Annotated in this window: 25 protein-coding genes; 10 read left to right on the top strand and 15 right to left on the bottom strand. The window is 72.5% G+C overall.

All coding sequences use genetic code 11. The features are described from left to right. Positions 1 to 40 precede the first annotated feature (40 nt). The 3 genes from EIY87_RS05205 to shbA all read left to right on the top strand — a co-directional run bounded on the left by EIY87_RS05205 (position 41) and on the right by shbA (position 1,672). The gene (locus EIY87_RS05205) at positions 41 to 394 is read left to right on the top strand and encodes a YidH family protein (protein ID WP_125306481.1); all 354 of its coding nucleotides are present in this window, start codon (positions 41 to 43) and stop codon (positions 392 to 394) included. Between the two features lie 70 nt (positions 395 to 464). Next, positions 465 to 761, top strand: a complete 297-nt coding sequence (locus EIY87_RS05200) for a DUF202 domain-containing protein (RefSeq protein WP_125306480.1) — start codon at positions 465 to 467, stop codon at positions 759 to 761. A gap of 254 nt (positions 762 to 1,015) precedes the next feature. Next, complete coding sequence (gene shbA / locus EIY87_RS05195; protein ID WP_449657931.1) at positions 1,016 to 1,672, top strand: RNA polymerase sigma factor ShbA; 657 nt, start codon at positions 1,016 to 1,018, stop codon at positions 1,670 to 1,672. 31 nt (positions 1,673 to 1,703) lie between these two features. Here the strand turns inward: shbA and EIY87_RS05190 are convergent, their stop codons facing one another. The 3 genes from EIY87_RS05190 to EIY87_RS05180 are packed head-to-tail and all read right to left on the bottom strand — an operon-like array spanning position 1,704 to position 3,854. Continuing rightward, positions 1,704 to 2,552, bottom strand: coding sequence for an amidohydrolase family protein (locus EIY87_RS05190; RefSeq protein WP_125306478.1), 849 nt, complete (start codon positions 2,550 to 2,552; stop codon positions 1,704 to 1,706). Continuing rightward, the gene (locus EIY87_RS05185; protein ID WP_125306477.1) at positions 2,549 to 3,511 is read right to left on the bottom strand and encodes an aldo/keto reductase; all 963 of its coding nucleotides are present in this window, start codon (positions 3,509 to 3,511) and stop codon (positions 2,549 to 2,551) included. The genes EIY87_RS05190 and EIY87_RS05185 overlap by 4 nt, the downstream gene beginning before the upstream one ends. Positions 3,512 to 3,515: 4 nt before the next feature. Then, positions 3,516 to 3,854: an L-rhamnose mutarotase gene (locus EIY87_RS05180; protein ID WP_125306476.1), complete on the bottom strand. Its 339-nt coding sequence runs from the start codon at positions 3,852 to 3,854 to the stop codon at positions 3,516 to 3,518. Positions 3,855 to 3,934: 80 nt separating this feature from the next. On the opposite strand from EIY87_RS05180, the gene EIY87_RS05175 reads away from it, so the two are divergent. Continuing rightward, complete coding sequence (locus tag EIY87_RS05175) at positions 3,935 to 4,657, top strand: FadR/GntR family transcriptional regulator (protein ID WP_125306475.1); 723 nt, start codon at positions 3,935 to 3,937, stop codon at positions 4,655 to 4,657. A gap of 109 nt (positions 4,658 to 4,766) precedes the next feature. On the opposite strand, the gene EIY87_RS05170 is transcribed toward EIY87_RS05175, so the two are convergent. The 6 genes from EIY87_RS05170 to EIY87_RS05145 are packed head-to-tail and all read right to left on the bottom strand — an operon-like array spanning position 4,767 to position 11,237. Beyond that, positions 4,767 to 5,780, bottom strand: coding sequence for an ABC transporter permease (locus EIY87_RS05170; protein ID WP_125306474.1), 1,014 nt, complete (start codon positions 5,778 to 5,780; stop codon positions 4,767 to 4,769). Continuing rightward, positions 5,777 to 7,273, bottom strand: coding sequence for a sugar ABC transporter ATP-binding protein (locus EIY87_RS05165; RefSeq protein WP_225439726.1), 1,497 nt, complete (start codon positions 7,271 to 7,273; stop codon positions 5,777 to 5,779). The genes EIY87_RS05170 and EIY87_RS05165 overlap by 4 nt, the downstream gene beginning before the upstream one ends. Then, positions 7,270 to 8,310 (bottom strand): sugar ABC transporter substrate-binding protein, encoded by a 1,041-nt coding sequence (locus EIY87_RS05160; RefSeq protein ID WP_191983958.1) that lies wholly within the window; start codon positions 8,308 to 8,310, stop codon positions 7,270 to 7,272. The genes EIY87_RS05165 and EIY87_RS05160 overlap by 4 nt, the downstream gene beginning before the upstream one ends. 29 nt (positions 8,311 to 8,339) lie before the next feature. Further along, positions 8,340 to 9,086, bottom strand: coding sequence for an SDR family NAD(P)-dependent oxidoreductase (locus tag EIY87_RS05155; RefSeq protein ID WP_125306473.1), 747 nt, complete (start codon positions 9,084 to 9,086; stop codon positions 8,340 to 8,342). Next, positions 9,079 to 10,383, bottom strand: a complete 1,305-nt coding sequence (locus EIY87_RS05150; protein ID WP_125306472.1) for an enolase C-terminal domain-like protein — start codon at positions 10,381 to 10,383, stop codon at positions 9,079 to 9,081. Before EIY87_RS05150 ends, EIY87_RS05155 begins: the two co-directional genes overlap by 8 nt. Before the next feature lie 2 nt (positions 10,384 to 10,385). Further along, entirely contained in the window at positions 10,386 to 11,237 is an 852-nt protein-coding gene (locus EIY87_RS05145; protein ID WP_125306471.1) for a fumarylacetoacetate hydrolase family protein, read from the bottom strand. Positions 11,238 to 11,440: 203 nt separating this feature from the next. On the opposite strand from EIY87_RS05145, the gene EIY87_RS05140 reads away from it, so the two are divergent. Then, a complete protein-coding gene (locus EIY87_RS05140) occupies positions 11,441 to 12,664 on the top strand; it encodes a multidrug effflux MFS transporter (protein WP_125306470.1) in 1,224 nt (407 codons plus the stop codon). Here the strand turns inward: EIY87_RS05140 and EIY87_RS05135 are convergent. Next, the gene (locus tag EIY87_RS05135) at positions 12,640 to 13,014 is read right to left on the bottom strand and encodes a hypothetical protein (RefSeq protein WP_125306469.1); all 375 of its coding nucleotides are present in this window, start codon (positions 13,012 to 13,014) and stop codon (positions 12,640 to 12,642) included. The two genes, EIY87_RS05140 and EIY87_RS05135, sit on opposite strands and share 25 nt — an antisense overlap. 299 nt (positions 13,015 to 13,313) lie before the next feature. Further along, the gene (locus tag EIY87_RS05130) at positions 13,314 to 14,537 is read right to left on the bottom strand and encodes an NAD(P)/FAD-dependent oxidoreductase (RefSeq protein WP_125306468.1); all 1,224 of its coding nucleotides are present in this window, start codon (positions 14,535 to 14,537) and stop codon (positions 13,314 to 13,316) included. Between the two features lie 205 nt (positions 14,538 to 14,742). Here EIY87_RS05130 and EIY87_RS05125 point away from each other — a divergent pair, with 205 nt between their 5' ends. The 3 genes from EIY87_RS05125 to EIY87_RS05115 all read left to right on the top strand — a co-directional run bounded on the left by EIY87_RS05125 (position 14,743) and on the right by EIY87_RS05115 (position 19,271). Next, entirely contained in the window at positions 14,743 to 14,946 is a 204-nt protein-coding gene (locus EIY87_RS05125; protein ID WP_086859537.1) for a hypothetical protein, read from the top strand. A 189-nt stretch (positions 14,947 to 15,135) separates the two neighbouring features. Further along, the gene (locus tag EIY87_RS05120) at positions 15,136 to 17,115 is read left to right on the top strand and encodes an SDR family oxidoreductase (RefSeq protein ID WP_125306467.1); all 1,980 of its coding nucleotides are present in this window, start codon (positions 15,136 to 15,138) and stop codon (positions 17,113 to 17,115) included. A gap of 377 nt (positions 17,116 to 17,492) precedes the next feature. Further along, entirely contained in the window at positions 17,493 to 19,271 is a 1,779-nt protein-coding gene (locus tag EIY87_RS05115; RefSeq protein WP_125306466.1) for a hypothetical protein, read from the top strand. 3 nt (positions 19,272 to 19,274) lie between these two features. Here the strand turns inward: EIY87_RS05115 and EIY87_RS05110 are convergent, their stop codons facing one another. Both EIY87_RS05110 and EIY87_RS05105 read right to left on the bottom strand, forming a co-directional pair. Then, positions 19,275 to 20,420: an FAD-dependent oxidoreductase gene (locus EIY87_RS05110; RefSeq protein ID WP_125306465.1), complete on the bottom strand. Its 1,146-nt coding sequence runs from the start codon at positions 20,418 to 20,420 to the stop codon at positions 19,275 to 19,277. 95 nt (positions 20,421 to 20,515) lie between these two features. Continuing rightward, positions 20,516 to 21,838 (bottom strand): aminotransferase-like domain-containing protein, encoded by a 1,323-nt coding sequence (locus tag EIY87_RS05105; RefSeq protein ID WP_191983957.1) that lies wholly within the window; start codon positions 21,836 to 21,838, stop codon positions 20,516 to 20,518. Between the two features lie 214 nt (positions 21,839 to 22,052). On the opposite strand from EIY87_RS05105, the gene EIY87_RS05100 reads away from it, so the two are divergent. Then, positions 22,053 to 22,709 carry an O-methyltransferase gene (locus EIY87_RS05100; RefSeq protein WP_125306463.1) on the top strand — a complete coding sequence of 219 codons (657 nt, stop codon included), beginning with the start codon at positions 22,053 to 22,055 and terminating at the stop codon, positions 22,707 to 22,709. On the opposite strand, the gene EIY87_RS05095 is transcribed toward EIY87_RS05100, so the two are convergent. Next, positions 22,710 to 24,599, bottom strand: coding sequence for a transglycosylase domain-containing protein (locus EIY87_RS05095; protein WP_125306462.1), 1,890 nt, complete (start codon positions 24,597 to 24,599; stop codon positions 22,710 to 22,712). It abuts the gene before it with no gap. A gap of 76 nt (positions 24,600 to 24,675) precedes the next feature. Then, positions 24,676 to 25,167, bottom strand: a complete 492-nt coding sequence (locus EIY87_RS05090; protein WP_125306461.1) for a MarR family winged helix-turn-helix transcriptional regulator — start codon at positions 25,165 to 25,167, stop codon at positions 24,676 to 24,678. A 158-nt stretch (positions 25,168 to 25,325) separates the two neighbouring features. Between EIY87_RS05090 and EIY87_RS05085 the strand changes: the two genes are divergently transcribed. Beyond that, a complete protein-coding gene (locus tag EIY87_RS05085; protein ID WP_125306460.1) occupies positions 25,326 to 26,270 on the top strand; it encodes an NADP-dependent oxidoreductase in 945 nt (314 codons plus the stop codon). The last annotated feature ends 24 nt before the right edge of the window (positions 26,271 to 26,294 follow it).

The raw sequence follows: 26,294 nt of genomic DNA, 5'->3' as shown, positions 1-26,294 counted from the left end.
GGGCGGCCGCTCCCGCGCACAGCGGCTAGCGTCTGCAGGCGTGGCCTCGGACGACATCAAGCCCCACGCCGGCGGCACCGAGCCGGACTACCGGTTCACGCTGGCGAACGAACGCACCTTCCTCGCCTGGCTCCGCACCGCCCTCGGCCTGCTCGCCGGCGGGGTCGCGGTGCACCAGCTGGTGCCCTCGCCCGCCGCCGCCAGTGCCGTCCTCGCGGGGTTGTGCGTCGTGCTGGCCGCCGTTCTCGCCGCGACCGCGTACCCCCGCTGGCGGCGGGTCCAGGTCGCGATGCGTGCCGGGGAGCCACTGCCGCGGAGCCTGATGATCCTCGTGCTGACCGGCGGGCTGCTGCTCCTCATCGTCGCCGCCGCGGTGCTGCTGGCCGTCTCGTGACGCCGCGAATACCGCTTCCTCGCGATTATCACCAGGTCAGAAATACCGTCATGGGCCCCCGGAGCCGGTCGTGAATCCGGCGGGCGGGGCGCAGGCCGAGCGCACCGGGCTCGCCTGGCGGCGGACGGCGCTGGCGGCCGCCGCCTGCACGGTACTGCTCCTGCACTCGGCCGCCCAGCGCCATTGGGGTGTCACCCTGGTGCCCGTCGTACTGGCCGCGAGCACGTCTGCCCTGCTAGCGGCGTTCGGAACGCTGCGCGAACGGGCCTTGCGCACGCCCGAACCGGGGCCCGCGCGGCGCGTACTGCCCGCGATCGCGTCGCTCGCCGTGACCACCACTGCCGCTTCCGTGCTCGTCTTCCACTGACGAGTGAACTCGGCACATCCTGAAACAGATTAATCGCAATGTGCGGGGGCTGGTCGCGGGAACATCACGGTCGATGCTGCGAACGGGGTATTGGTCGTTGAAATCTGGACTGACCGCCTCGGAGGTGCTTACGATTACCCAGCGTCGCACGGAGCGCAGATCAGCCCGGGTCTCCCGGAGTATCTGCAACCGGAAAGTCACGGAGAGTGGAGCCCCCCGGCAGCGGCGGTCGAGGGTCGGCCGGGGAGACGACCATGACAGCACCGCCGAGTACCACCGGGGAACCCGCCAGCGCCGTTCGCGATTATCGCACTCCGGAGTCATTGCCCCGGCCCAGCGGACGGCTCACCAAGGAGGACCTCGACCCCCTGGTGAAGGACGCGGGTGAGGGGAACCCCGCGGCCATCCACTCCCTGCTCCAGATGATCGAGCCGGTGGTGGTCCGCTACTGCCGCGCGCGCATGGGCGGGCGCGACCTCTCCTACCTGTCGGCCGACGACGTCGCCCAGGAAGTCTGCCTCGCCGTGCTGAAGGCCCTCCCCGACTACCAGGACCGCGGCGGCTCGTTCCTCTACCTCGTGCACGCGATCGCGGCCAACAAGGTCGCCGACGCCTACCGCGCCGTCGCCCGCGACCGCTCCGAGCCCGTCCCCGAGCTCCCGGAGCGCCCGCTGGTCGCCGGCAACGAGCCGGAGTCCCACGCCCTGCACCTCGACCTCGGCGCGCGCCTCGGCCGGCTGCTCGCCTCGCTGCCGCGGGTGCAGCAGGAGATCCTGACGCTGCGCATCGCCGTCGGCTTCTCCGCGCAGGAGACCGCCGAAGCGCTCGGCATCTCCCCCGGCAACGTGCGCGTGACGCAGCACCGCGCGCTGACCCGGTTGCGCGGCATGATCAGCGACGACGAGTTCTGAACTTCCCTAGCGGCGGGCGGGGAACCCCCTTTTACCCCCTGGGAGGGGGCTCCCCGCCCGCGTCCAAGCCGTAGACCGCCCGGGCGTTGTGCTCGAAGACGGCCAGGCGCTCCGCGTCCGACAGCCCGCCCGTCAGCGCGACCGCCGCGTCCACGACCAGCTCGTAGGACGCTGCCAGCTCGCACACCGGCCAGTCCGAGCCGAACAGCAGGCGGGACGGCCCGAACACGTCCAGCACGTGGTCCACGTACCGGCGCAGGTGCCCGACCTCCCAGCCGGTCCAGTCCGCCTCCGTGACCAGGCCCGAAAGCTTGCACACGACGTTCTCGCGCGCGGCCAGCTCCGCCACCCCGGACGCCCACGGCTCCCACTCCCCCGCCGCGATCGGCGGCTTGGCCGCGTGGTCCAGCACCAGCCGCAGCTGCGGCAGCCGGTCCGCCAGCGCGGTGGCCGCGGGCAGCTGGCCGACGCGCACGAGCAGGTCGTACGCCAGGCCCGCCGACGCCACCGCCTCCAGCCCGGCCAGCACGGCGGGCCGCAGCAGCCACTGCTCGTCCGGTTCGGTCTCCACCTGGTGCCGGATTCCCACCAAGGGACCCGGCACCGCCAGCCGGTCCGCCACATCCGGGGCTTCGAGGTCCACCCAGCCGACGACCCCCGCGATCACCGGCTCTCCGGCGGCGATCGCCAGGAACTCCGCCGTCTCTTCGGCCGAGGACACCGTCTGGACCAGGACGGTCGCGTGCACGCCCGCCGCCTTCGTCACCGCGCGCAGGTCGTCCACGGTGTACGGACGGCGGATCGGGTCGAGCGCCGCCCCCGCCATCCAGGGGTAATCGCGGCGCGCCGGGTCCCAGAGGTGGTGGTGCGCGTCGATCATGAGACCCCTTCGGCGATGACGACGTCGGCGCGCAGCAGGCCCGCGCCGACCAGTTCGGTCCACAGCTGAGGCGGCACGACCGCCGCGGCCCGCCGCGCGTTGACGCTGACCTGGGCGGGATCGTGCGCGCCGACGACGACCGACGCCACCGCGGGGTGCGCCATGGGCAGCGCCAGCGCCGCTTCCGGCAGCTCGACGCCGTGCCGCGCGCAGATCGCCGCGATCCGGCCGGCTCGCTCGACCAGCTCCGGCGGCGCCTCGGCGTAGTCGTAGACGCGGCCCGGCTCGGCCGTCGCCAGGATGCCGCCGTTGAACGCGCCGCCGGCGACCACGCGGACGCCGCGGTCGAGGCAGAGCGGCAGCAGCTCGTCGAGGGCAGGCTGGTCCAGCAGCGTGTAGCGGCCGGCCACGAGCAGGACGTCGAGGTCGGTGCGGCGGACGAACTCGGCGAGCATCGGCGCCTGGTTCATCCCGGCGCCGAACGCGCGGATCACGCCCTGCTCCCGCAGTTCGCGCAACGCCGGGAAGGCGCCACGCAGGGCCTCCTCGAAGTGGTCGTCGGGGTCGTGGACGTAGACGATGTCGACGCGGTCGAGCCCGAGCCGCGTCAAGCTGTCCTCGAAGGACCGCAGGACGCCGTCGCGGCTGAAGTCCCACCGGCGCCGGTACGCGGCCGGGACGGCGAAGCCCTGGTCGTCCTGCCGCCCGGCGCCGTCCGGATCGGGTTCGAGCACGCGGCCGACCTTCGTGGACAGCACGTACTCGTCGCGCGGGTACGCGCGCAGGGCCGCGCCGAGGCGGGTCTCCGAGAGGCCGAGGCCGTAGTGCGGCGCGGTGTCGAAGTACCGGATGCCCTCGTCCCAGGCGCGGTGCACGGTCGCGGCCGCCGTCTCGTCGGTGATCGCGTGGTAGAGGTTGCCCAGCTGCGCGCAGCCGAGACCCAGCGGGGACAGGTTCACCGCGTCACTCCTTCGCCGGCAGTTCCCAGACCAGCCCGATGCCGGTGTCACCGCCGGAGTAGTCGTCTTCGACGGCCAGCAGCCCGGCCATCCTCGCCTGCCAGGGGACGTTGGCGGGGTGGTCCCGCAACGCCGCCCGCATCGCCGCGTAGTCGTCGACTTCGACGACGTGGAAGAGGTCGAGACCGTTACGCCAGATCCGCCAGGTCCGGACGCCGGCTTCGCGCAGCGCGGTGTCCAGCTCGGGCGGGATGACGGCGTGGACGGACTCGTACTCGGCCTCCTTGCCGGGCTTGAGCCGAGTATGCAGGGCCACTCTTTGCGGTGCGGGCTGGTGGGTCATCACCCCTCCTTCGCCGGGACATGGCACGCTGGTGTCGAACACCGAAACATCCGAGGTCTGGTGCAGGGAGGACGGACACGATGCCCGTCACCGATGTCGCGATCGACAAGATCAAGGACATGATCATCTCCGGCGAGCTGGCGCCGGGCGACCGGCTGCCGAAGGAGGCCGAGCTGGCACAGCGGCTCGGGCTCTCGCGCAGCTCCCTGCGGGAGGCCGTCAAGGCGTTGTGCCTGATCAGGGTGCTCGACGTCCGGCAGGGCGACGGCACGTACGTCACCAGCCTCGAGCCGAACCTGCTGCTCGACGCGATGACGTTCGTGGTCGACTTCCACCGCGACGACACCGTGCTCGACTTCCTCGCCGTGCGGCGGATCCTCGAGCCGGCCGCGACCGCGCTCGCCGCGCTGCACATGAGCGACGACGACATCACCGAGCTGGGCCAGCTGCTCGGGGAGCTGGAGGACTCGCCGACCGTCGAGGCGCTGGTCGCCAACGACCTCCAGTTCCACCGCAAGATCGCCGACGGCTCCGGCAACCCCGTGCTCTGCTCGCTGCTGGACAGCCTGTCGGGGCCGACCGCGCGCGCCCGCATCTGGCGCGGCCTCACCCAGGAGGGCGCGGTCGCGAAGACCCGCGAACAGCACACGGCGATCTACGAGGCCATCGCGGCGCGCGAGCCGGAAGTGGCGCGCTCGTGGGCGACCGTGCACGTCGCGGGCGTGGAGCAGTGGCTGCGCAACGCGCTGGGCACCGCGGACGACCCGACCACGACCGACGAGCCCGCCGCCGAAGCTTCCTGACCGCACGACACCACCTTCGCGAAGTGCCGTTAAGGCCACCTTACGGGCGTCTGACGCCCGTAAGGTGGCCTTAACGGCACGGGAACGTCCGATGATCACGGGGTCGGGGTCAGGTTTGGGGTTTGCCGCCGGCGTAGCGGGCGATGATCAGCGCGACCAGGATGATGGCGCCGTAGATCGCGCCCTGCCACTCCGCGCGGACGTGCGCGTAGTTGAGCAGGCTCGACACCGACGACAGCAGCAGGACGCCGGTGAGCGCCCCGACGAGCGTGCCCTTGCCGCCGTCGAGGGAGACGCCGCCGATCACCGCCGCCGCGAACACCTGCAGGATCAGCCCGGAGCCCTGGTTCGCGCCCAGCGCGCCGACGTAACCGGTGTAGGCGAGGCCGCCGACCGCCGCGAGGATCCCGGCGATGACGAACACCGCCCACGCGATCCGGTCGACGCGGACACCGGCCGCCCGCGCGGCTTCGCGGTTGCCGCCGATCGCGTACAGCGCGCGGCCGACGCGGTGGTAGCGCAGCACCCAGCCGGCGATCGCGAACAGCGCCGCGGCCAGCCAGACCGACATCGGCAGCCCGGCGAACGTCGTCGTGGCGAGGTTGGTGAACGAGTCGGGCAGGTTGAACAGCGTCTTGCCCTGCGTCGACCCGACCTGCACGCCGCGCAGCACGGTCAGCATGGCCAGGGTGACGATGAAGGCGTTCAGCTTCAGCTTCACGATCAGGAAGCCGTTGACGAACCCGACCAGCGCCCCGCACAGCGGGATGATCAGCAGGCCGATCGCCGCGGGCAGCTCGACGCCGAAGCCCGCCGACGCCGCCGGGATCACGACCATCGCGCCGAGTGCCGGGGCCAGGCCCATCGTCGACTCCAGCGACAGGTCGAACTTCCCGGTGATCAGCACCAGCGACTCGCCCAGCACGACCAGCGACAGCGCCGCCGACGCGGTCAGGATGCTGACGATGTTGCTCCAGCCGACGAAGGTGTCGTCGACCAGGCCGCCGATGACGAACACCACGACGAGCGCGGGCAGCAGCGCCAGTTCGCGCAGCCAGAGGGCCTTCCGGCGCCGTGGCGGCGCGGGCAGCTCCGTTTGCGGAGAGGTCATCACGTCGGTCACGACAGCTCGACTCCTTCGATGTCGGCCACGAGGTCGCCGTCGGACCACCCGGCCTGGTGCTCGGCGACCACGGCCCCGGCGCGCAGCACCAGGACCCGGTCGCTCAGGCGCAGGTCGTCCAGCTCGTCGCTGACGATCAGCACCGCCTTGCCTTCGGCGCGCACCCGGTCGACGACCGCGAGCAGCGCCTCCTTCGACTTCACGTCCACCCCGGCCGTCGGGTTGATCAGCACGACCACCCGCGGATCGCTCAGCAACGCCCGCGCCAGGACGACCTTCTGCTGGTTGCCGCCGGAGAGGTCCGACACCGGCTGTTCGGCGCCCGCGGCCACGATGTCGTAGTCCTTCAGCGCCTGGGACGCCTTCGCGTGCCGCGTGGCCGGGGACGCGATCCCGCCGCGGCCCAGCTTGTCCAGGATGGACAGCGTCGCGTTGTCGGCGATCGAGTGCTCCAGCACCAGGCCTTCGTGGTGCCGGTCGCGCGGGACGCAGCCGATCCCCGCGCGCAGCGCCGCCGGGATGTCGCCGGGCCGCAGCGGCGAGCCGTCGACGCGGATCGTGCCCGCCGACGGTGTCCGCAGGCCGTAGACCGTTTCGGCGACCTGGTGCTTGCCGCTGGCGTTGCTGCCCGCGAACCCGACCACTTCGCCGCGACGCAGCCGGAAGGAGACGTCCCGGAAGCCGTCCCCGGAGAGGCCGTCGACCGCGAGGATCTCCGGGGCGTCCGCTTCGAGGGACTCGCGCGAAGCGGCGTCCCGCACGGACAGGCCGCCGGGTTCGCCGGTCATCGCGTCGACCAGTTCGGCGCGTCCCACCTCGGCCACCGGGGCGGTGAGCACGTGCTTCGCGTCGCGCAGCACGGTCACCGCCTGGCAGACCTCGTAGACCTCGTGCAGGTGGTGCGAGATGAACAGGAAGGTCACCCCGCCCGCCTGCATCTGGCGCATCCGGTCGAAGAGCCGCTCGATGGCCTGGCTGTCCAGCTGCGCGGTCGGCTCGTCGAGCACGATGAACCGGGCGCCGTAGGACAGCGCCCGGGCGATCTCGACGAACTGCCGGTCCTCGACCGACAGCTCGCCGGCCGGGGTGTCGACGTCGACGTGCACGTCCCACGAGTCCAGCAGCTCGCGCGCCTTGCGCCGCAACGACTTCCAGCCGATCGAGAACCCGCCGCCCGCCTGCCGGTTGAGGAACAGGTTCTCGGCGACGGTGAGCTGCGGGACGACCATCGCGTGCTGGTACACGCAGGCGACGCGCGCCTTCCAGTCGTCCTGTTTGGACAGTGGAGGGGCCGGCTCGCCGCCGAACTCGACGTGCCCGGTGTCCGTGGCGGACAGGCCGGTGAGGATGGAGACGAGCGTCGACTTGCCTGCCCCGTTGCGCCCGACGAGCGCGTGCGACTCGCCGGGGTGCACGGTGAGGCTGACGTCGTGCAGCGCCACGGTCGGGCCGTAGCGCTTCCCGACGCCGCGGGCGCTGACGACCGGGGTCACAGGTTGTTCCCCCAGAGGGCCTTGTCGTCCACGTTGTCCTTGGTGATGACCGGCGCGGGCAGCTGGTCTTCGAGGATGCCGGGGCTGATCTCGACGATGGTGCTGTCGTGGTCGGTCGGGCCCGGCTTGAACGTCTCGCCCGCCATGGCCTTCTTCAGCCAGTACAAGCCGTACTTCGCGTACGCGTCGGCCGGCTGGGACACGGTGGCGTCCAGTTCGCCGGCGCGGATCGCGGCCAGTTCCTGCGGGATGCCGTCGTTGGAGACGAGCACGATGTGCTTCGGGTCGCCGACCGGGAAGAACAGATTCTTGCGCTTGAGCGCCTGCTCGGTCGGCGCCAGGTAGACGCCGCCGGCCTGCATGTAGACGCCCTTGATGTCCGGGTTGGCGGTCAGCATGCTGTCCAGGCCGGACGACGCCTTGTCGGCCTTCCACTCGGCCGGGATCTCCAGCACCTGGATGCCCGGGTACTTCGCCTTCATGCAGTCGCGGAAGGCTTCCGAGCGGTCGCGGCCGTTGACCGACGCGAGGTCGCCCATGATCTGCACGACCTTGCCGGACTTGACCTTCTCCCCGATCGCTTCGCACGCCTTGGTGCCGTAGGCCTTGTTGTCGGCCCGCACGACCATGGCGACCTTGCCGCTCTCGGGGGCGACGTCGACGGCGACCACCGGCACGCCCTTGTTCTCCGCCTGCTTGAGCCCGGCGACGATCGCGGCCGAGTCCAGCGGCGTCACGACCAGGCCCTTGACGCCCTGGTTGAGGAAGGTGCCGATGTCGGTGATCAGCTTGGCCGGGTCGCTGTCGGCGTTGACCGTCGGGAGGACGTCGACGCCCTCCTCCTTGGCCATCTTGGGCACGTAGTTGTTGTAGGCCTGCCAGAACGGCGAGGTCAGCAGGGGCAGGGTCGCGCCGACCTTGCCGCCCGAACCGCCGCCCGCCGCGGGCGCCGCCGCGTTGTCCTTCGTGGACCCACAGGCGGCCAGTACCAGGCCGCAGGCGGCGACCGCGGCCACCTTGATCACCCTCGTGCGCACAACATCCTCCTTGATGACGGCGGAAAGTCTTACCGGGGTTGAACGGGGCCGCGCGGGCGCAGGCCGTACATGCCGCCGTCGACCGCCAGCGCCGTGCCGGTGGTCGAAGCGGAAAGGGGACTCGCGAGGTAGACGACGGCGTTCGCGACCTCCTCGGCGGTGACCAGGCGGCCCATCGGCTGGCGCGCCGCGAGGGCCGCGCGTTCGGCCGCCGGGTCGTCCGCGGCGTCGAGGAGACGGCCCACCCAGGGGGTGTCCGCCGTGCCCGGGCACACGCAGTTGACGCGGACGCGGTCGGGCAGGTGGTCGGTCGCCATCGCCAGGGTCAGCGAGAGCACCGCGCCCTTGCTGGCCGAGTAGAGCGCGCGGTTGGGCAGGCCCGCCCAGGCCGCGATGGAGCAGGTGTTGACGATCGCCGCGGACGGCGAGTTCTTGAGGTGCGGCAGCGCGGCGCGGGCGAGCCGGACCATGCCGACGAGGTTGACGTCGAACACGCGGTGCCATTCGTCGTCGTCGTTGGCCGTGACGTCGCCTTGCGCGCCGATGCCCGCGTTGTTGACGAGGATGTCGAGGCGCCCGAAGCGTTCCACGACGGCGTCGATGGCTTCGCGGACTTCGTCATCCGAAGAGACGTCGCAGCGGAAGCCGTCGTCGTCCGGCTTCAGGTCGAGGACCGCCACCTGGGCGCCGCGCTCGGCCAGCAGGGTCGCCACCGCCTTGCCGATGCCCGAGGCGCCTCCGGTGACGGCGGCCACCAGGCCCTCGAATTCACTCACTTGCGGTCTCCGTCCACTCGGGACCGTCCGGGAAGCGGAACCGGCGCAGCGTGGCGTCGTGCATGCGCGCGGAGAACCCGGGTGCGGTCGGGGCGAGGTACCGGCCGCGTTCGACGACGGCCGGGTCGGTGAAGTGCTCGTGCAGGTGGTCCACCCACTCGATCGAACGGTCCGCGTCGGTGCCGGACACCGCCACGAAGTCGAACATCGACAGGTGCCGGACCAGCTCGCACAGCCCGACACCACCGGCGTGCGGGCACACCGGGACGCCGAACTTGGCCGCCAGCAACAGGATCGCCAGGTTCTCGTTGAACCCGCCGACGCGGGCGGCGTCCAGCTGCAGCACCGAAATCGCGTCCGCCTGCAGCAGCTGCTTGAAGACGACGCGGTTCTGGACGTGCTCGCCGGTGGCGATCTTGATCGGCGCAAGCGCTTTCGCGATGGCCGCGTGCCCGAGGACGTCGTCGGGGGACGTCGGCTCCTCGATCCAGTACGGGTCGTACGGCGCCAGCGCGGTCATCCAGGTGACCGCGGCGGAGACGTCCCAGCGCTGGTTGGCGTCGACGGCGATCCGGACGTCCGGCCCGACGGTTTCGCGGGCGAGCTTCATCCGCCGGACGTCGTCCTCGAGGTTGCCGCCGACCTTGAGCTTGATCATCTCGAAGCCGTCCGCGACGGCCTGTTCGGCGAGCCGCACGAGCTTCGCGTCGGCGTACCCGAGCCAGCCGGGAGACGTGCTGTAGGCGCGGTAGCCGTGCGCTTCCAGCTGCTTCGCGCGTTCGGCGCGGCCGGGTTCCGCGCGCCGCAGGATCTCCAGGGCTTCGGCCTCGGTGAGCGCGTCGGACAGGTACCGGAAGTCGACCAGGGAGACGAGTTCCTCCGGGGTCATCCGCGCGGCGAACCGCCAGACCGGGAGGTTCGCCCGGCGGGCGGCGAGGTCCCACGCGGCGTTGACGATCGCGCCGACGGCCATGTGCGCGACGCCCTTTTCCGGGCCCAGCCAGCGGAACTGCGAGTCGCCGACGAGCGTGCGGGACAGGTCGCCGAGCGCGGCCGCGTCCTCCGGGACCTCGCGCCCGACGACGTGCGGGGCGAGCGCGCGGATCGCGGCGGCCTGGACGTCGTTGCCGCGGCCGATGGTGAACGCGAGGCCGTAGCCGTCCGGGCCGCCGTCGGCGTGCAGCACGACGTAGGCGGCCGAGTAGTCCGGGTCGGGGTTCATCGCGTCCGAGCCGTCGAGCTCCTTCGACGTCGGGAACCGGACGTCGAGGACCTCCATGCCGATGATCTTCGCCATGGTCAGGCCTGCCTCGCGGTCTGGCGCTGGCGGCCGAGGCCGTCGATCTCCAGCTCGATCACGTCGCCGTCGCGCAGGTACGGCTTCGGGTCGGGCTGCCCGAGCGCGACGCCTTCGGGGGTGCCGGTGTTGATCAGGTCGCCGGGCCGCAGCACCATCACCTGGCTGAGGTGGTGCACGATCTCGGCGACGCTGAAGATCATGTCCTTGGTGGACGAGTCCTGCTTCTTCTCGCCGTTGATCCACAGCCGCAGGCCGAGGTCCTGCGGGTCGGGCACCTCGCTCGCCGGGACCAGTGCCGGGCCGAGCGGGTTGAAGTTCTCGCACGACTTGCCCTTGTCCCACTGGGCGGTGCGGAACTGCAGCGCGCGCTCGGAGACGTCGTTCGAGACGACGTAGCCGGCGACGTACTCCAGGGCCTCCTCGACGCTGTCGAGGTAGCGGGCGGTCTTGCCGATGACGACGCCCAGCTCCACCTCCCAGTCGGTGCTCGTGGAACCGCGCGGGATGAGGACGTCGTCGGCGGGGCCGACCACGACGTCCGGTGCCTTCATGAAGACAACGGGCTCGGTGGGCGGCGTCGCGCCGGTTTCCTCGGCGTGGCGGCGGTAGTTCATGCCGATGCAGACGACCTTGCCGGGCTGGGCGATCGGCGAGCCCACGCGAAGGCCCTCGACGCCGGCCTCCGGCAGCTCCCCGGCGGCGAGCGCGGCGGCCGCGCGCGCGATGCCGTCCGCGGCGAGGAAGCCGCCGTCGACGTCGGCGGTCAGCCCGCCCAGGTCGTAGGTGGTGCCGTCGCCGGCCCGCACGAACGGACGCTCACTTCCCGGCTCTCCGAGGCGCACTAGCTGCACGGACATTCCCTTCACCCACACCGACCAGACATCCGATGTATATCGCAGTCACGAGCCTGGATCCAGAGCCGGCGGCGGATCGGCCCGAAATTGGTCGGATCGGTATCGGTTCACGCTCTTTTGAGCACGGGGTGTCACCGATCACAGCCGGAATAGCCCCGCCGCCGGGGTCGCTGGTCGGAGTCAGGACCGGGAGGAGGCCGATGACCACCACGGCGGAACGTACCGCGGCCGGCGGACGCGCGCAGCGGCTGAAGTTCGTCCTCATCCTGGGTGGCCTCTCGGCGTTCGGGCCGCTGTCGATCGACATGTACCTGCCCGCGCTCCCCCGGATGGCCGAGGACCTGCGCGCGGCGGACAGCACGGTCCAGCTGACGCTGAGCGCGTTCATCGCCGGGCTGGCGCTGGGCCAGCTGGTGCTCGGCCCGCTGTCGGACGCGCTCGGCCGCCGCCGTCCGCTGCTCGCGGGCCTGGTGCTGTACGTCGTGGGCTCGGTCCTGTGCGCGGTGAGCCCGGACGCGTGGCTGCTGGTCGGCGCGCGGTTCGTCCAGTCGCTGGGCGCGGCGGCGGGCATCGTGATCGCGCGCGCCACGGTCCGCGACCTCTACTCCGGCACCGCGATGACGAAGTTCTTCTCGACGCTGATGCTGGTCAGCGGCCTGGCCCCGATCCTGGCCCCGCTGCTCGGCGGCCAGCTGCTGAACTGGACGTCGTGGCGCGGGGTGTTCGTCGTGCTGGCGGCGTTCGGCGCGCTGCTGCTGGCGGTGGTGGCGTTCTTCCTGCCGGAGCCCTCCCCGGTCCGCGTCCCGGCCCGGCTCGGCCAGGTGATGCGGACGTACGGGCGGCTGGTGGCGGACCGGACGTTCGCGGGGTACGCGCTGGCGTCGGGACTGCTGTTCGCGTCGATGTTCGCGTACATCTCGGGCTCGTCGTTCGCGCTGCAGGGCGTGTACGGGCTGAGCCCGCAGGCGTACAGCGTGGTGTTCGGCGTGAACGGCGTGGGGATCGTGCTGGCCGGCCAGCTCAACGGCCGCCTCGTCGGACGGGTTTCCGAGCGGGTGCTGCTGGCGTGGGGCCTCGCGCTGGGCGTGCTCGGCGGAGCTTTCGTGCTGGCGTCGGCGGTGTTCCGGGCTCCGCTGGCGTTGCTGCTGGTGTCGTTGTTCCTGCTGGTGTCGAGCATCGGGCTGGTGATGCCGAACGCGAGTTCGCTGGCGCTGGCTTCCCACGCCCGCTCGGCCGGGTCGGCGTCGGCGTTGCTGGGGGTGCTGCAGTTCGTGGTCGGCGCCGCGGCGACGCCGCTGGTGGGGCTGGGCGGGCCGGGGACCGCGGTGCCGATGGCCGCGACGATGGCGGGGTTCGCGGTCCTGGCCCTGGTGGCGTTCTTGTCTTTGACGCGGGTTCGTCAGCCGGCCGGCTTGGTCGCGTAGCCGGGGAAGCCGCACCAGTCCTTGCGGTTGAACGCTTCGGGGTGGTCGAGGATCTCGCGGACCCGGCGGGCCCAGGTTTCGAGCCAGGCGTCGCCGGACTGCGCGGCGATCCGGGCGGTCTCGCGGAAGTCTTCCTTGGCCTGGGCGTGGCCGACCATGCAGTAGAGGCTGGACAGCAGGGTTTCGCGGGCGCGGAGCGGGCAGGCCGGATCGGGGATGACCTCGAGCAGCACGGGCAGGTTCTCGGGCCAGGCGATGAGGATGTCCCAGTCCTGCTCCGGCTCGTCGTCGCCGCTGTACGCCCAGGCCCGGATTTCCGCGCCGGTCGGGAGGTGCCCTTCTTCGGTCATGCCCCGATCTTGGCAGAGCGGTCAGGTCAGCGAGGCCAGATTTTCCGTGATGGCTTCACGGCTTGGCGTCGTTGTTGCGCCACCACAGCCAAGCCGCGCGAATCCCTCGCCCCGTCGCGCGGGAAGCACGTCCGGTCAGGCGTGCCCCGCTGATCGCGCCCCGGAGCCACGCGGGCCCGTCCGGCGGCCCGATGGATATCTGCCGGGCGCTCACCCCGAATCGGCCGAACTGCCGCCGGGCACAGCTTCCGGCCCCACGTGGGCTGCGGCTTGCCGTGCTCGTCCCCTCTCATCGGCGGTCAGGTCAGCGAGGCCAGATCCGCGGTCTCGAGCTGCTCCGCCGTCACCTTGGCCCGGCCGTCCACCAACGCGCCCAGCGCGTCGCCGTCGTCCCACATGTTCACGTTCATCGCCGCCGCGACTTCGCCGTCGCGGAGCCAGAACGCCGTGAACTCCCGGGACGCCAGGTCGCCGCGCACCACCAGCTCGTCCGACACCGGGTCCGCCAGGCCTCGGTACTCGCAACCCAAGTCGTACTGGTCCGTGAAGAAGTACGGCGACGCGAGGAAGGGTTCGTTCTCCCCCAGCAGGTTCTGCGCCACGTGCGCGCCCTGGTCCTTGGCGTTCGCCCAGTGCTCCACCCGGATCCGGCGGCCGTAGCGCGGGTGGAAGTGGGCCGCGATGTCGCCCACCGCGTACACGTCCGGAGCCGCCGTGCGCAGGCCCGCGTCGACGCACACGCCGCCGTCGTCGGACAGCTCCAGGCCCGCCGCGTGGGCCAGCTCCACCCTCGGAGCCGCGCCGACCGCGATCAGGACCACGTCCGCCGGCAGCTCTTCGCCGTTGCCGAGGCGGACGCCGCGGACGCCGTCGGGGCCGCCCGTGATCTCCGCTACCTGCTCGCCCAGGCGGTAGTTGACGCCGTTCGAGACGTGCAGGTCGCGGAAAACGCCGCCGATCGTCTCGCCGACGACGTTGGCCAGGGGCACCGGGACCGGGTCGACCACCGTCACGTCCGCGTTGTGCGTGCGGGCCGCCGCGGCGGCCTCCGAGCCGATCCAGCCGGCGCCGACGATCACCACCCGCTCCGCCTCCGCGAACGCCGAGCGCAGCTTCAGCGAGTCGTCCAGGGTGCGCAGCGTGTACAGCCCGGGCAGGTCGCCGCCGGGGACCGGCAGGGACCGCGGCCGCGAGCCGGTCGCCAGGACCAGGCGGTCGTAGCGGTGCTCGCCGCCCGCGTCGTCGAGGACCAGGCGGGCGCCCAGCTCGACGCGGGTCGCCGTGACGCCGGCCGTGAAGCGGATGTCCTTCTCCGCGTAGAACTTCTCTTCGTGCACCCAGTCGGGTTCGTCGGTGTTGCCGAGCAGGATGCCCTTCGACAGCGGCGGCAGCTCGTACGGGCGGTGCGGATCCGAGCCCATCAACAGGACTTCGCCGGTGTAACCCCGCTCGCGCAACGCGGCCGCGGCGGACGCCCCGCCCAGTCCCGCACCGACGACGACGATCTTCCGCGGCTCCGACATCAGCGACCTCCCACGACGACGAGACGGTGCGGACGGTACTCCGGAACCGGCCGCGCCACGACCGGGGGATACGCCGGAAATCCGCGAAGCGCAAGACAAAACCCGCGAGTAGGCAGATCGGGTGAACCGGCGTCATAGCACCGCCACGGCCCCCTCCCACCCTCGCACGAAGCACGACCGACGAAGGAATCGGAGGGCGGCGACCATGAGTCGGGGCGAGTGGTCGATCGGCTGTCGCGATCTGGCCGGCAGGCGCAGGGACGTGACGGTGTTCGTCAGCAACGACAAGGTGGTGCTGGTCGCTCCGCCCGGCGAGGCGGCGGTCCTCGGACCGCTCGACGTCGGACGGCTGCGGGCCGCGCTGCGCGACGCCGTCGTCGCGACGGCGGACGAGACGGCCCAAACCTGACCCGGCTTTCCCCGGGGCGCGGCGCACCCCTGGCCGTGTGGTCTGCCCGGCGCCGCAGGGATGTCATGAAAGGGTCGTTCATGTCGTCTGGCGAGGTGAACGACCCTTTCATGACATCGCGGACAACCTGACAACTACCGTTCCTACTTTCCAGTAGGTTAGAGTCGGTCCCGACGGAAGGGACCGGCCATGACGACCTACTTCGTGACGGGTGCGACGGGCTTCATCGGGAAACGCCTGGTCGCGCGGTTGCTCCGGCGGCCGGCGACGTCCGCCGTGTACGCGCTGGTGCGGGAGACCTCCCGCGAGCGGCTGGCCGCGCTGAGCCAGGGCTGGGCGGGCGCGGAGAAGCTGCGGCCCGTGGTCGGCGACCTCGCCGAACCCCGGCTCGGCGTCGACCCCGCGGGGTTCGAGCACCTCGACCACGTCGTCCACCTGGGCGCGGTCTACGACCTCACCGCCGGCGAGGCGGCCAACCGGCGAGCCAACGTCGAGGGCACCCGGCACCTGCTCGCGTTCGCCGCCGCGGCGGGGGCGGGGCTGGTGCACCACGTGTCCTCGATCGCCGTCGCGGGCGACCACGCCGGGCGGTTCACCGAGGCCGACTTCGACCTCGGGCAGCGCTTCTCCTCGCCGTACCACGCGACGAAGTTCCAGGCCGAGAAGCTCGTCCGCGAGCAGGCGCTGCCCTTCCGCGTCTACCGGCCGTCCGCGGTCGTCGGCGACTCGCGCACCGGCGAGATGGACAAGGTCGACGGGCCCTACTTCTTCCTGCCCGCGATCTCGCGGCTGGCCGCGCTACCCCGGCGGCTCCCGCTGGCCGCTCCCGACCTCGGCGCGACGAACCTGGTGCCGGTCGACTACGTCGTCGACGCGATGGAGTTCCTGATGCACCGGGACGCGCCGTCCGGGTCGACCTACCACCTCGCCGCCGCGCGGCCGCAGTCGCTCAACTCCGTCTACAACGCCTTCGCGCGCGCCGCCGGCGGGCCGGTGGTCCGGGCCGCGCTGCCCGCCCGGCCCTCGGGCGTGGTCCGGCGCGCAGGCGGGCGGGTCGCGAAGGCCGCCGCGGCCGGGATCGACCGCCTGCCCGGCGGCCGGGCCACGCGGGCCGCCGTCCTCGAAGAGCTGGGCGTCCCGCTGGAAGTGCTGCCGCACCTGAGCATGCCGGTCGAGTTCGACACCGCGCGGACGACGACGGCGTTGTTCGGCAGCGGCGTCGAGCTGCCCGAACTCCGCGACTACGCGGCACCGCTGTACCGCTACTGGCGGGCGCACCTCGACCCCGACCGCGCCCGCCGCACCCACGGCCTGGCCGGGCGGACGGTGCTGATCACCGGCGCGTCGTCCGGGATCGGCCGGGCGTCGGCGCTGGCCGTGGCACGCAAGGGCGCGAAGGTGATCCTCGTGGCCCGGCGCGCGTCGGAACTCGAAGAGGTGCGCGAAGAGATCCTCGCCGCGGGCGGCACCGCGGCGGCGTACCCGTGCGACCTCACCGACGGCGACGCGGTCGACGCGCTCGTCAAGGACGTCCTCGGCGAGCACGGCGCGGTGGACGTGCTGGTGAACAACGCCGGCCGGTCGATCCGGCGCTCGGTCGCGCTGTCCACCGAACGGTTCCACGACTTCGAGCGCACGATGGCGATCAACTACTTCGGCCCGGTGCGGCTGATCCTCGGGTTCCTGCCGTCGATGGCCGAGCGGCGGTTCGGCCACGTCGTCAACGTGACGACCCAGGGCCTGCAGACCGACACCCCGCGCTTCTCCGCGTACCTGGCGTCGAAGGCGGCGCTGGAGGAGTTCGGGCTGGCGGCCGGGCGCGAGACGCTCTCGGACGGCGTCACCTTCACGTCGGTGCGGATGCCGCTGGTGCGGACGCCGATGATCGCGCCGACCGGCTACCGCGGGCTCCCGTCGAGCAGCCCCGAACGCGCGGCGGCCCTGGTGGTGAAGGCGTGCGAGGAGCGGCCGGAGATCCTCAGCCTGCCCGAAGGCCGCGCGGCCGAACTGGCGACGCTGGTCGCGCCGCGGCTCGCCCGCTTCACCGCGCACCTCGCGTACTCCGCGATGCGGGAGTCGGCGCCGGAAGCCCGCGACCTGCCCCGCCGCCCCGCGCCGGCGTCGGTCGCGGCGGCGGTGACCCGCTCGATCTGGCGCCGTCGTGCTTGATCCCCGCGAATTCCGCCGAAACGCTGGCACGGCGGCGACGGTACTTCTACCCTCGCGCGAGTCCCGCACACCGGTGCGGGCGTGAACTGGGGAGTTCGAAATGCCGGAAATCACCACTGGGGAGACAGCCGAGATCGGGACCGCGCGACCCACCTTCGGGTGAACCACGCCGGGTGGGGCCCGGCCACGGAAAGCCGTGAAGGCCTCCATCCCGGCTTTTACGACCGTGAAGGCCTCCTTACCGGCGCAAGCCGCCGGTAAGGAGGCCTTCACGGCTTTACGGACCGCGGGAGCCCGGTGGTGCTGTCCATGCCGGGGCGGAGACCGGCCAGTACCATCGCTCCCGGGTGTGATCGGGAGCGGAAGGCGGGCGAGGCGTGGACGTGGCGAGTCCTGCGCGCGCCGCCGCGGAGCCCGCGCCCCCGAAGGCCGCGCGGCCGGCGCTGCGCTGGGCCGTCCACGCCGGCTGGGTCGTGCTGCTCGCCCTCGCCACCGAACTGCGCGTCGGCCGCTTCGGGTTCCACCCCTCCGACCAGGGCTTCATCCTCGCGCAGGCGTGGCGCGTGCTGCACGGCGAAGTCCCGCACGCCGACATCATCTCCGCGCGCCCGCTCGGGTCCGCCGTGCTGCACGTCGCCGACTTCGCCCTCCCGATGCCGTTGTTCTTCGGGTCGAGCTTCCTGTCGATGATCGAGATCATCGTGGCGACGATCGCGTTCGCCGCGCTCGTCACCCGGCGCCGGGTGCTGGACTGGGGCCCGGGCATGACGGCGATGGTCGCGGCCGCGTCGCTGATCAACCTCAACGCCTTCCCGCTGATGGCCTGGCACACCGTCGACGGCATCGCGCTCACCGCGTGCGGTGCCTGGGCGCTGGACTCCGGCCTGCGCACCGGCCGCGCCCTCGCCCGCCGCGGCGGCCTGGTGCTGCTCGGCTGCGCCGTGTTCGTGAAGCAGAGCTTCGCGCTGGCCGCCGTGATCGGCGTGCTGTGGCTGCTGCTGCACCCGGCCACCCGCGCGGGCACGCGGCGCGTGGTGCGGGTGCTGCTCGACCTGCTCGCGCTCGGTGCGCCAGGCCTGGCGTACGTGGCGTGGGTCGCCCTCGGCGGCGGGTTCGCCGAGATGGTCGGGCAGCTCACCGGCGGCGTGCCCGCGTACGGCGAACGGCTGCTCGGGCTGTGGCTGGCCGACCCCGAGGTGCTGACCAGGGCGCCGGTGCGCGAACTGGGTTTCTTCGCCGTCATCGCCGTGGTGCTGCTGGCCGTCCGGCTGCCCGGCGACCGGCTCGGCGCGGCCGGGCGGGTCGCGTCGTGGCTGCTGGTGCTCGCCGGGGCCGCCGCGGTGGTCTGGACCGTGGTCGACGGCCGGTTCACCGGCTCCTCGCGCTGGGCGGACGTCCTGTGGTGGATCGTCGCGGTCAGCGTGCCGGTGAACGCGGCCGTGGCGCGGAAGGTGCCGTGGGCCGGGCTGCTCGTGCTCGCCACCGGGTTCATGACCAGCCTGTCGTGGGGCAACGACACCCCGACGCTGCTCACCGGCACCCTCGCGCTGACGGCGTTGCTGCTGCTGAGCCACGTCGTCCCGCCGCGGCCGCGGCTGGCGCCCCGCTGGGTGACCGCGACGGCCGGGCTGACCGCGGTCGCGGTGTGCGGCTGGGTCGTCGTCGCCCGTCACGACCAGGCGGCCTACCTCGACCTCGGGCACGACCGGCTGACCGCGGACCTCGGCGACGTCAGCCCCGCGATGTCCGGAATCCGCACCAACCCCTCGACCTACGCCTACGTCCGGCAGATCCGCGACTGCGTCGGCCGTTTCCCGGCCCCGCGGACGGCGATCCTGCCGGACAACGCGTTCGCCTACCCCGCGTTCGGCCTGACCAACCCGTTCCCGCTGGAGTGGCCGCTGCCGCTGGAGATCGTCGGCGACGCGCCCCAGCGGATGCTCGCGAAGAGCGACGAGCTCAACCGCGAAGGCGGCTACCTCGTGCTGTTCCAGACGGTGCCGAGCCGGCTGCTGGCCACCGGCGGCCCGGTGCCGGCGGAGGTCCCCGCCGACACCCCGGTGTTCACCTACCTCGGCCTGGAGCGGGCGATCCAGGCCCGGCTCACCGGCCGCGTGGTGACCTGCGGCAGCTTCGTGGGCAAGTACGCGCCCTGACCTTCACGAAGCGCGCCCGGCCTCGCTGAGCGCGCTGAACACTTCGATCAGCGCCTGGGCGATGGTTTCCCCGTCGTCGCCCGACATCAGCTCGCCGAACTGGACGCTCTCGGCGGCGACCCGGGCGCTGCGGACGGCCATCGCCCGCTCGTACTCCGCCAGCGCTTCGTCGACCGGGTGCGCGGCCAGGGCCTGGCCGAGTTCGGCGCCGTCGAGCATGGCCAGGTTGGCGCCTTCGCCGTTGACCGGCATGAGGTGGGCCGCGTCGCCGACCAGCGTCACCCCTGGCACCCGGTCCCACTCGTGCCCGGGCGGCAAGGTGTAGTGCGGGCGCAGGACGGGCGCGGTGTCGCCGTCGGTGATCAACGCCGTCAGCTCCGGGGCCCAGCCCTCGAACTCCGCCGCGATCCGCGCGGCCGCCGCGGCAGGATCGGTGAAGTCGACGTCGTCGAACCACTCCAGCGGTCGCGTGAGCGACACGTAGGTGTGCAGCGTGTCCCCGCTCTCCCGGTGGGCGTGGATTCCCTTGCCGGGCGCGGGCACCATCAGCGAACCGCCGCCGACGGCCTTCGCGGACGCCGGGTGGCGGGTGTCGGCGTCGAAGAGGTAGATCTCGACGAACGCTTCGCCGACGTACTCGGGTTTCGCCGCCGTGCGCAGCGATCGGATCCGCGACCAGGCGCCGTCCGCGCCGACCAGCAGGTCCGCGACGACCGCGGTGCCGTCGGCGAAGGCGACTTCGTGCCGCCCGTCGGCGAGGGTGCGGGCGCCGGTGACCTTCCGTCCCCAGTGGACGGTGCCGGGCGGCAGCGAGTCCAGCAGCATCCGCCGCAGTTCGCCCCGCTGCACCTCGGGACGGCCGCCGGAACCGTCGTCGGCCTTCTCGAAGAGCAGGTTCCCGTTCGCGTCGAGGACGCGCATCGCTTGGCGGCCTTCGAGGATCAAGCCGCGGAACTCGGGCATCAGCCCGGCGGCCTCGACGGCGAGCTGGCCGTTGTAGTCGTGGATGTCGAGCATCCCGCCCTGCATCCGCGCCATCGGCGACGCTTCCGCTTCGTAGACGACGGCTTCGATCCCGTGGACGTGGAGAACGCGGGCGAGGGTGAGGCCGCCGAGGCCGGCGCCGATGATCGTGACTGGGGTGTGCATCCGTGCTCCTCCGGATCTCGTGGTGACCTCCGAAGGCTGGCGCGGCGCACTGGTGCGGACCGCACACCGCGCTGGTACGGACCTGGCAGGGCCGGTCAGTCCACCACCAGGTCGTCCGGGCTCCCGGTCGCCAGCCCGGCGAGGACGTCCAGCGCGGCGGCCAGTGTCTCCACCGGCGGCGCCGACACCGCGACGCGCACGGCGTTCGGCGCGTGGCCGGGCAGCACGGCGAAGGCCGCCGCCGGGGACAGCGCGATCCCGTGCCGGGCCGCGGCCGCCACGAACGTGTCCGCGCGCCAGTGCTCCGGCAGCTCCCACCAGCGGTGGTAGGAAGCCGCGTCGCCGCGCAGGCCCGGCAGCTTCTCCTCGACCACCAGCGCCCGCGCGGCGGCGTCCCGGCGTTTGGCGGCCTCGACTTCGGCGAGCGTGCCGGTGACGATCCACTGGGTCGCCGCCTCGACGGCGAACCGCGACGCCGCCCAGCCGCCCGAGCGCACCGACGACGCCAGCCGCGCGGCCCACTGCGGCGGCGGCACCAGGAAACCCGCGGTCAGGCCGGGTGCCACGCGCTTGGACAGGCTGTCCACGAAGACCGTCCGCTCCGGCGCGTGCGCGGCGAACGGCCGGACGTCGTCGCGCAGGAACGTGTAGATGCCGTCCTCGATCACCGGCAGGTCGAGCCGCGCGACGACCTCGGCCAGCTCCGCGCGGCGACGCTCGGGCATCGTCGTGCCCAGCGGGTTGTGCAGCGTCGGCTGGACGTACAGCGCGCGCACCGGCTCCACCGCGGCGAGCGCCGCCGGCACGAGCCCGTCCTCGTCGGTTTCGATGGGCACCAGCTCGATCCCGAGCCGCGCGGCGAGGGCCTTGACCACCGGGTACGTCAGCGACTCCACCGCGAGCCGCTCCCCCACCGGGACGAACGCGGCGATCGCCGCCGCGATCGCCTGCCTGCCGTTGCCGGTGAACAGGATCGTCGCCGGGTCCGGCCGCCAGCCGCCGCGGGTGAGCAGCGACGCCGCCGCCGTCCGCGCCGCCGGCGTGCCCGCGGCGCCGATCGGGTGCAGGGCGGCGGTGAGGACGTCCGCGCGCAGCAACGGTTCCAGCGCTTTCGCCAGCAGCGCCGACTGGTCGGGCAGGACCGCGAAGTTGAGTTCGAGGTCGACGCGGGCGTCCCCGGGCTCGGCGAGCGCGGGCTCGGGCGGCGGCTTCGCGGCCCGGACGAACGTGCCGCGCCCGACTTCGCCGACCGCCAGGCCGCGCCGGACCAGTTCGCCGTAGACGCGGGCGGCGGTGGAGTTCGCGATCCCGCGCTGCCGCGCGAACCGCCGCTGCGGCGGCAGCCGGTCCCCGGGCCGCAGCCGGCCCGCCTCGATGTCGGCGGCGAGGGCGTCCGCGACGACGCGGTAGTCGTCCATCTCCACCTTCCCGCCTTCGGTCGATCCTGAGCATGATCCCAGCCCGCCGTCCCCCGCCTCTCGAGCGCCCCAATGTGGCCTTCGGTGCGTCAGACGCAACGAAGGGCCCCTTGGGTGCGTCAGACGCAACCAAGGCCACATTGGGGCGCTTGGGACCGCCGTCGCGATCCCGGTGCTGGGCGGCCCGGCCCGCTAGATTTGAGGTGGAGGTGCCATGACCGACAAGACCTGGGCCGAAGTCGACGACTACCTCACCGGCGCGCTGCTCGCCCCCGATCCGGTGCTCGACGACGCGCTCGCCGACTCGGCCGCCGCCGGGTTGCCGTCCATCGCCGTCGCGCCCAACCAGGGCAAGCTGCTGAACCTGCTCGCGCGGCTGTCCGGGGCGCGCCGGATCCTCGAGATCGGCACGCTCGGCGGGTACAGCACGATCTGGCTGGCCCGCGCGCTGCCGGCCGGCGGCAAGCTGGTGACCTGCGAATACGAGCCGAAGCACGCGGAAGTCGCGAAGGCGAACCTGGCGCGGGCGGGCTTCGGCGAGGACGTCGCCGAGATCCGGGTCGGCGCCGCGCTGGACACGCTGCCCACGCTCACCGGGCCGTTCGACTTCGTGTTCATCGACGCCGACAAGGCCAACCTGGCGAACTACGTGCGGGCCGCGCTGGAGCTGTCCCGGCCGGGCACCACGATCGTCGTCGACAACGTCGTGCGCCAGGGCCGGGTCGCCGACGCGGGCAGCGACGACCCGAACGTGCGCGGCGCGCGGGCGATGTTCGACGTCCTGGCCGCCGAGCCGCGGCTGGACGCGACCGCCGTCCAGACCGTCGGGACCAAGGGGCACGACGGGTTCGTGCTGGCGATCGTCCGCTGATCAGCGCGGTGGCCTCGCCACCGGGGACGGCGGCGGCACCACCTGGTGCGCCGCCGTCATGAACGCGCGCCAGACGTCGGCCGGGACGACGTCGCCGGTCAGCTTCGCGCCGTTGGCGTCCTTGAGCCGCCGGTCGTCGTCGGAGCCGATCCAGACCGCGGCCGCGAGCTGCGGGGTGTAGCCGACGGCCCAGGCGTCCTGGTTGTCCGGGCTGTTGCCGTGCTCGGCCTCGCCGGTCCGCAGCGCGGCACCACCGCCGTCGGTCAGGGTGCTCGTGACCTCGCGGGCGACGCGGTGGCTGGTGTCGTCGTCGCCGAACGCCGGGGCCGCCGTGTCCGGCTGCTCCCAGATCACCGCGCCGCTCTCGTCCCGGACCTTCGCGACCAGGTGCGGGGTGGCGCGCCGGCCGTCGGCGGCGAAGGTCGCGTACGCGCCCGCCAGGTCGAGCGGCCGCAACGGGTAGCGGCCGATGGCGATGCCCGCCCCGATGAGGAAGCCGTCCTTCTCGCGCATCGTCGGGGCGCCGTCGACGGTCTCCGGGATGCCGGCCTGGCGCGCGGTCTCGCTCAGCGCGTCCGGGCCGAGCTGCTTCGCCAGCGCGACGAACGGGCCGTCGGCGTGGCTCGCCATCGCCGTGCGCGGGGTGCACTTCGGACCGCAGACGTCCGGGTACTGGAAGTTCTCGCCGAGGAACTCGAGCTTCGACGGCGACGGGATCGGCTGGTCGGTGCCGTAGCCGTGGCGCAGCAACGCGGCGAGCGTGAAGGGGTAGAACGCCGAGCCCGGCGCGTGCGGCGTGCCGGCGTAGTCGCGGACGCCCTGGTCGCCGCCGTTGTACACGCGGACGGCGCCCGTCCGCGGGTCGATCGCGACGACGGCGCCGCGGAACTCCTTCGGTTCGGTCTTCAGCCTGTCCTGCAACACCTTCTTGGCGGCGTCCTGAAGCCCGCGGTCCAGCGTCGTCTCCACCGTCATGTTGCCCTGCTGGAGCCGGTTCAGGGGGAAGCCGTCGCGGTCGAGCTCGGCGAGCACCTGCTGCTTGATGTGGAACTCGTCGTAGGTGACGCGGCCCGCGCGGGTTTCCGACGGCGGCTGGATCTCCGCGCCGGGGTACGCCATCGGCTCACTGTTCTTGACGTAGCCGCGGCCGCGGAGCTTGTCGCGCACGTACTCCCAGCGCCGCGTGGCGTGCGCGTCGCCCGAGGCGGCCGGGTCGTGCACCGACGGCGACTGGATCATCCCGGCGAGGAAAGCCGCTTCGCTCCAGGTGATCGAGTCGTCGAGCTTCTTGCCGAAGTAGGCGTTCATCGCCGCCGCGGGCCCGAACGTGCCGCGGCCGAAGGAGATGATGTTGACGTAGCTCTCGAAGATCTGTTCCTTGCTCTGCTCCTGGGTGATCTTCGTGGCCAGCACCAGCTCGGCGAACTTGCGGCCGAGCGTGGCGTCGTCGTCGCCGGTGGACTTCTTGATGTACTGCTGGGTGATCCCGGACCCGCCGCCGACGCCGGTGAGGAACGCGCGGCCGATGCCGGTCGGGTCGAAACCCTGGTTGTCCCAGAAGGTCGGGTCCTCGGTGGCGATGATGGCGTCCCGCAGCTTCGCGGGCACCTGCGCGTAGGGCACGAACATCCGGTCGCCGTCGGCCGGGATCACCTTCAGCAGCTCGGATCCGTCGGCGTACTGCAGCACGACGGTCTTGTCCAGCTCGGCCAGGACCTCCTGCGGGCTGCGGACGTCGAGCACGAGGTAGGCGACCCAGAACGCGATCAGCGGGCCGCCGACGAACACGCCGGCCGTCCAGTACGCGATCCGCCGGACGCGCCGCCACCGCCGCCGTCGCGGGGTCGTCTCGCTGGGTTCCTCAGTCGGTTCCTCGGTCGCCAAGGTCACGAATGGATGACGGCCGGACGGGTGAAAAGGTTCTGTGGAGAGCCGGCGGGGGTTGTTCGAATCCTGTCAAGATCCCTCAGCCCTTGGCCCGGCGGGGAGCCGCCGAGCGGGGCGGTGTCGAGCGCATGTGGTCGCGCACCGGCGCCAGCAGGCCGGCGAGGGTCTCGACGTCGGCCGGGGACAGCGGCTCGAAGAGCAGGCCCGCGACCACCTCGACGTGCCCGGGCAGCACCCGGGCGAGCCGCTCGCGCCCGGCGTCGGTGATGGTGACCGTGGTGCTGCGCTCGTCGTCCGGCGAGGGGGCGCGGGTGACCAGGCCTGCCTTTTCGAGCAGGCTCGCCTGGTAGGTCAGGCCGCTGCGGCTGTAGACGACGCCGTCGGCGAGGTCGGTCATGCGGTGACTGCCCGACGGCGAGTCCCCGAGCCGGGCCAGCAGCTGGAACTGCACGTAGCTGAGTTCGCCCGCTTCGCGCAGCTGCTGCTCGACCGCGTGCCGCAGCAGGCTGGTCACCTCGATGAGGTCGAAGTAGGCGCCGAGCTGCACGGGGTCGAGCGACGGTTGCGGCATACCCGGAGTCTACTGCTTCGAATTCGAAGGAGTAGGCGGGCGCGCTGCCGAACGACCTGATGGCGGTGACCGGCGTCACTTGCTTCGAATTCGAAGCAGTTGTACCGTGGTCTGCAGTTGCTTCGAATTCGAAGCTTTTCCCGAAAGCGAGAAGTCCCATGAAGGCAGTGCGTTTCCACGACTACGGCACCCCCGGCGTCCTGCGCTACGAGGACGCGGACCTCCCGGTCCCCGCCGACGGGCAGGTCCGGCTGCGCGTCGCCGCGACGTCGTTCAACCCGGTCGACGGCAACATCCGCGGCGGTTTCATGCGCGGCCCCATCCCGGTCGAGCTGCCGCACACCCCCGGCATCGACGTCGCCGGCACGGTCGACGAGCTGGGCGAAGGCGTCGACGGCCTCGCGGTGGGCGACCGGGTCGTCGGCTTCCTCCCGATGGACGGCGCCGGCGCGGCCGCGGAGTACGTCGTGGCCCCGGCGTCGGTCCTCACGCCGGCCCCGGCGAACGTCCCGCTGGCCGACGCAGCGGCGTTGCCGCTGGTGGGGCTGACCGCGTACCAGGCGCTGTTCGACCACGCCGGGCTGACCGCCGGTCAGCGCGTGCTGGTCAACGGAGCCGGCGGCGCGGTCGGCGGCTACGCGGTGCAGCTGGCGAAGGAGGCGGGCGCCCACGTCATCGCCACGGCGGGCCCCCGCAGCGGCGACGCGGTCAAGGCGGCGGGCGCCGACGAGATCGTCGACCACACGACCACTTCGGTGCCCGAAGCGGTGACCGAACCGGTCGACGTGGTGCTCAACCTGGCCCCGGTGGACCCGTCGGAGCTGGCGGCGCTGGTGACCCTGATCCGGCCGGGCGGGGTGCTGGTGAACACGACGGTGTGGATGCCCGCGCCGTCCGACGAGGCACGGGGTGTGCGCGGCATCGACCTGTTCGTCCGCAGCGACGCGGAGCAGCTGGCGAAGCTGGTGGCGCTGGTCGAGCGGGGTGAGCTGCGGGTGGAGGTCGCCGAGCGGGTGGCGCTGCCGGAGCTGCCGGCGTTGCACGCGCGGGCGGCCGAGGGCGGGGTGCACGGGAAGGTGGTCGTGGTCCCGGTCGGCGACTGACGGCCCACGGTGGGTGGCGCGCGG

Source organism: Amycolatopsis eburnea, from assembly GCF_003937945.1.
Taxonomy (GTDB): Bacteria; Actinomycetota; Actinomycetes; order Mycobacteriales; family Pseudonocardiaceae; genus Amycolatopsis; species Amycolatopsis eburnea.
The sequence above is the reverse complement of the archived record's forward strand: the minus strand, read 5'-3'. Positions and strand labels throughout refer to the sequence as shown.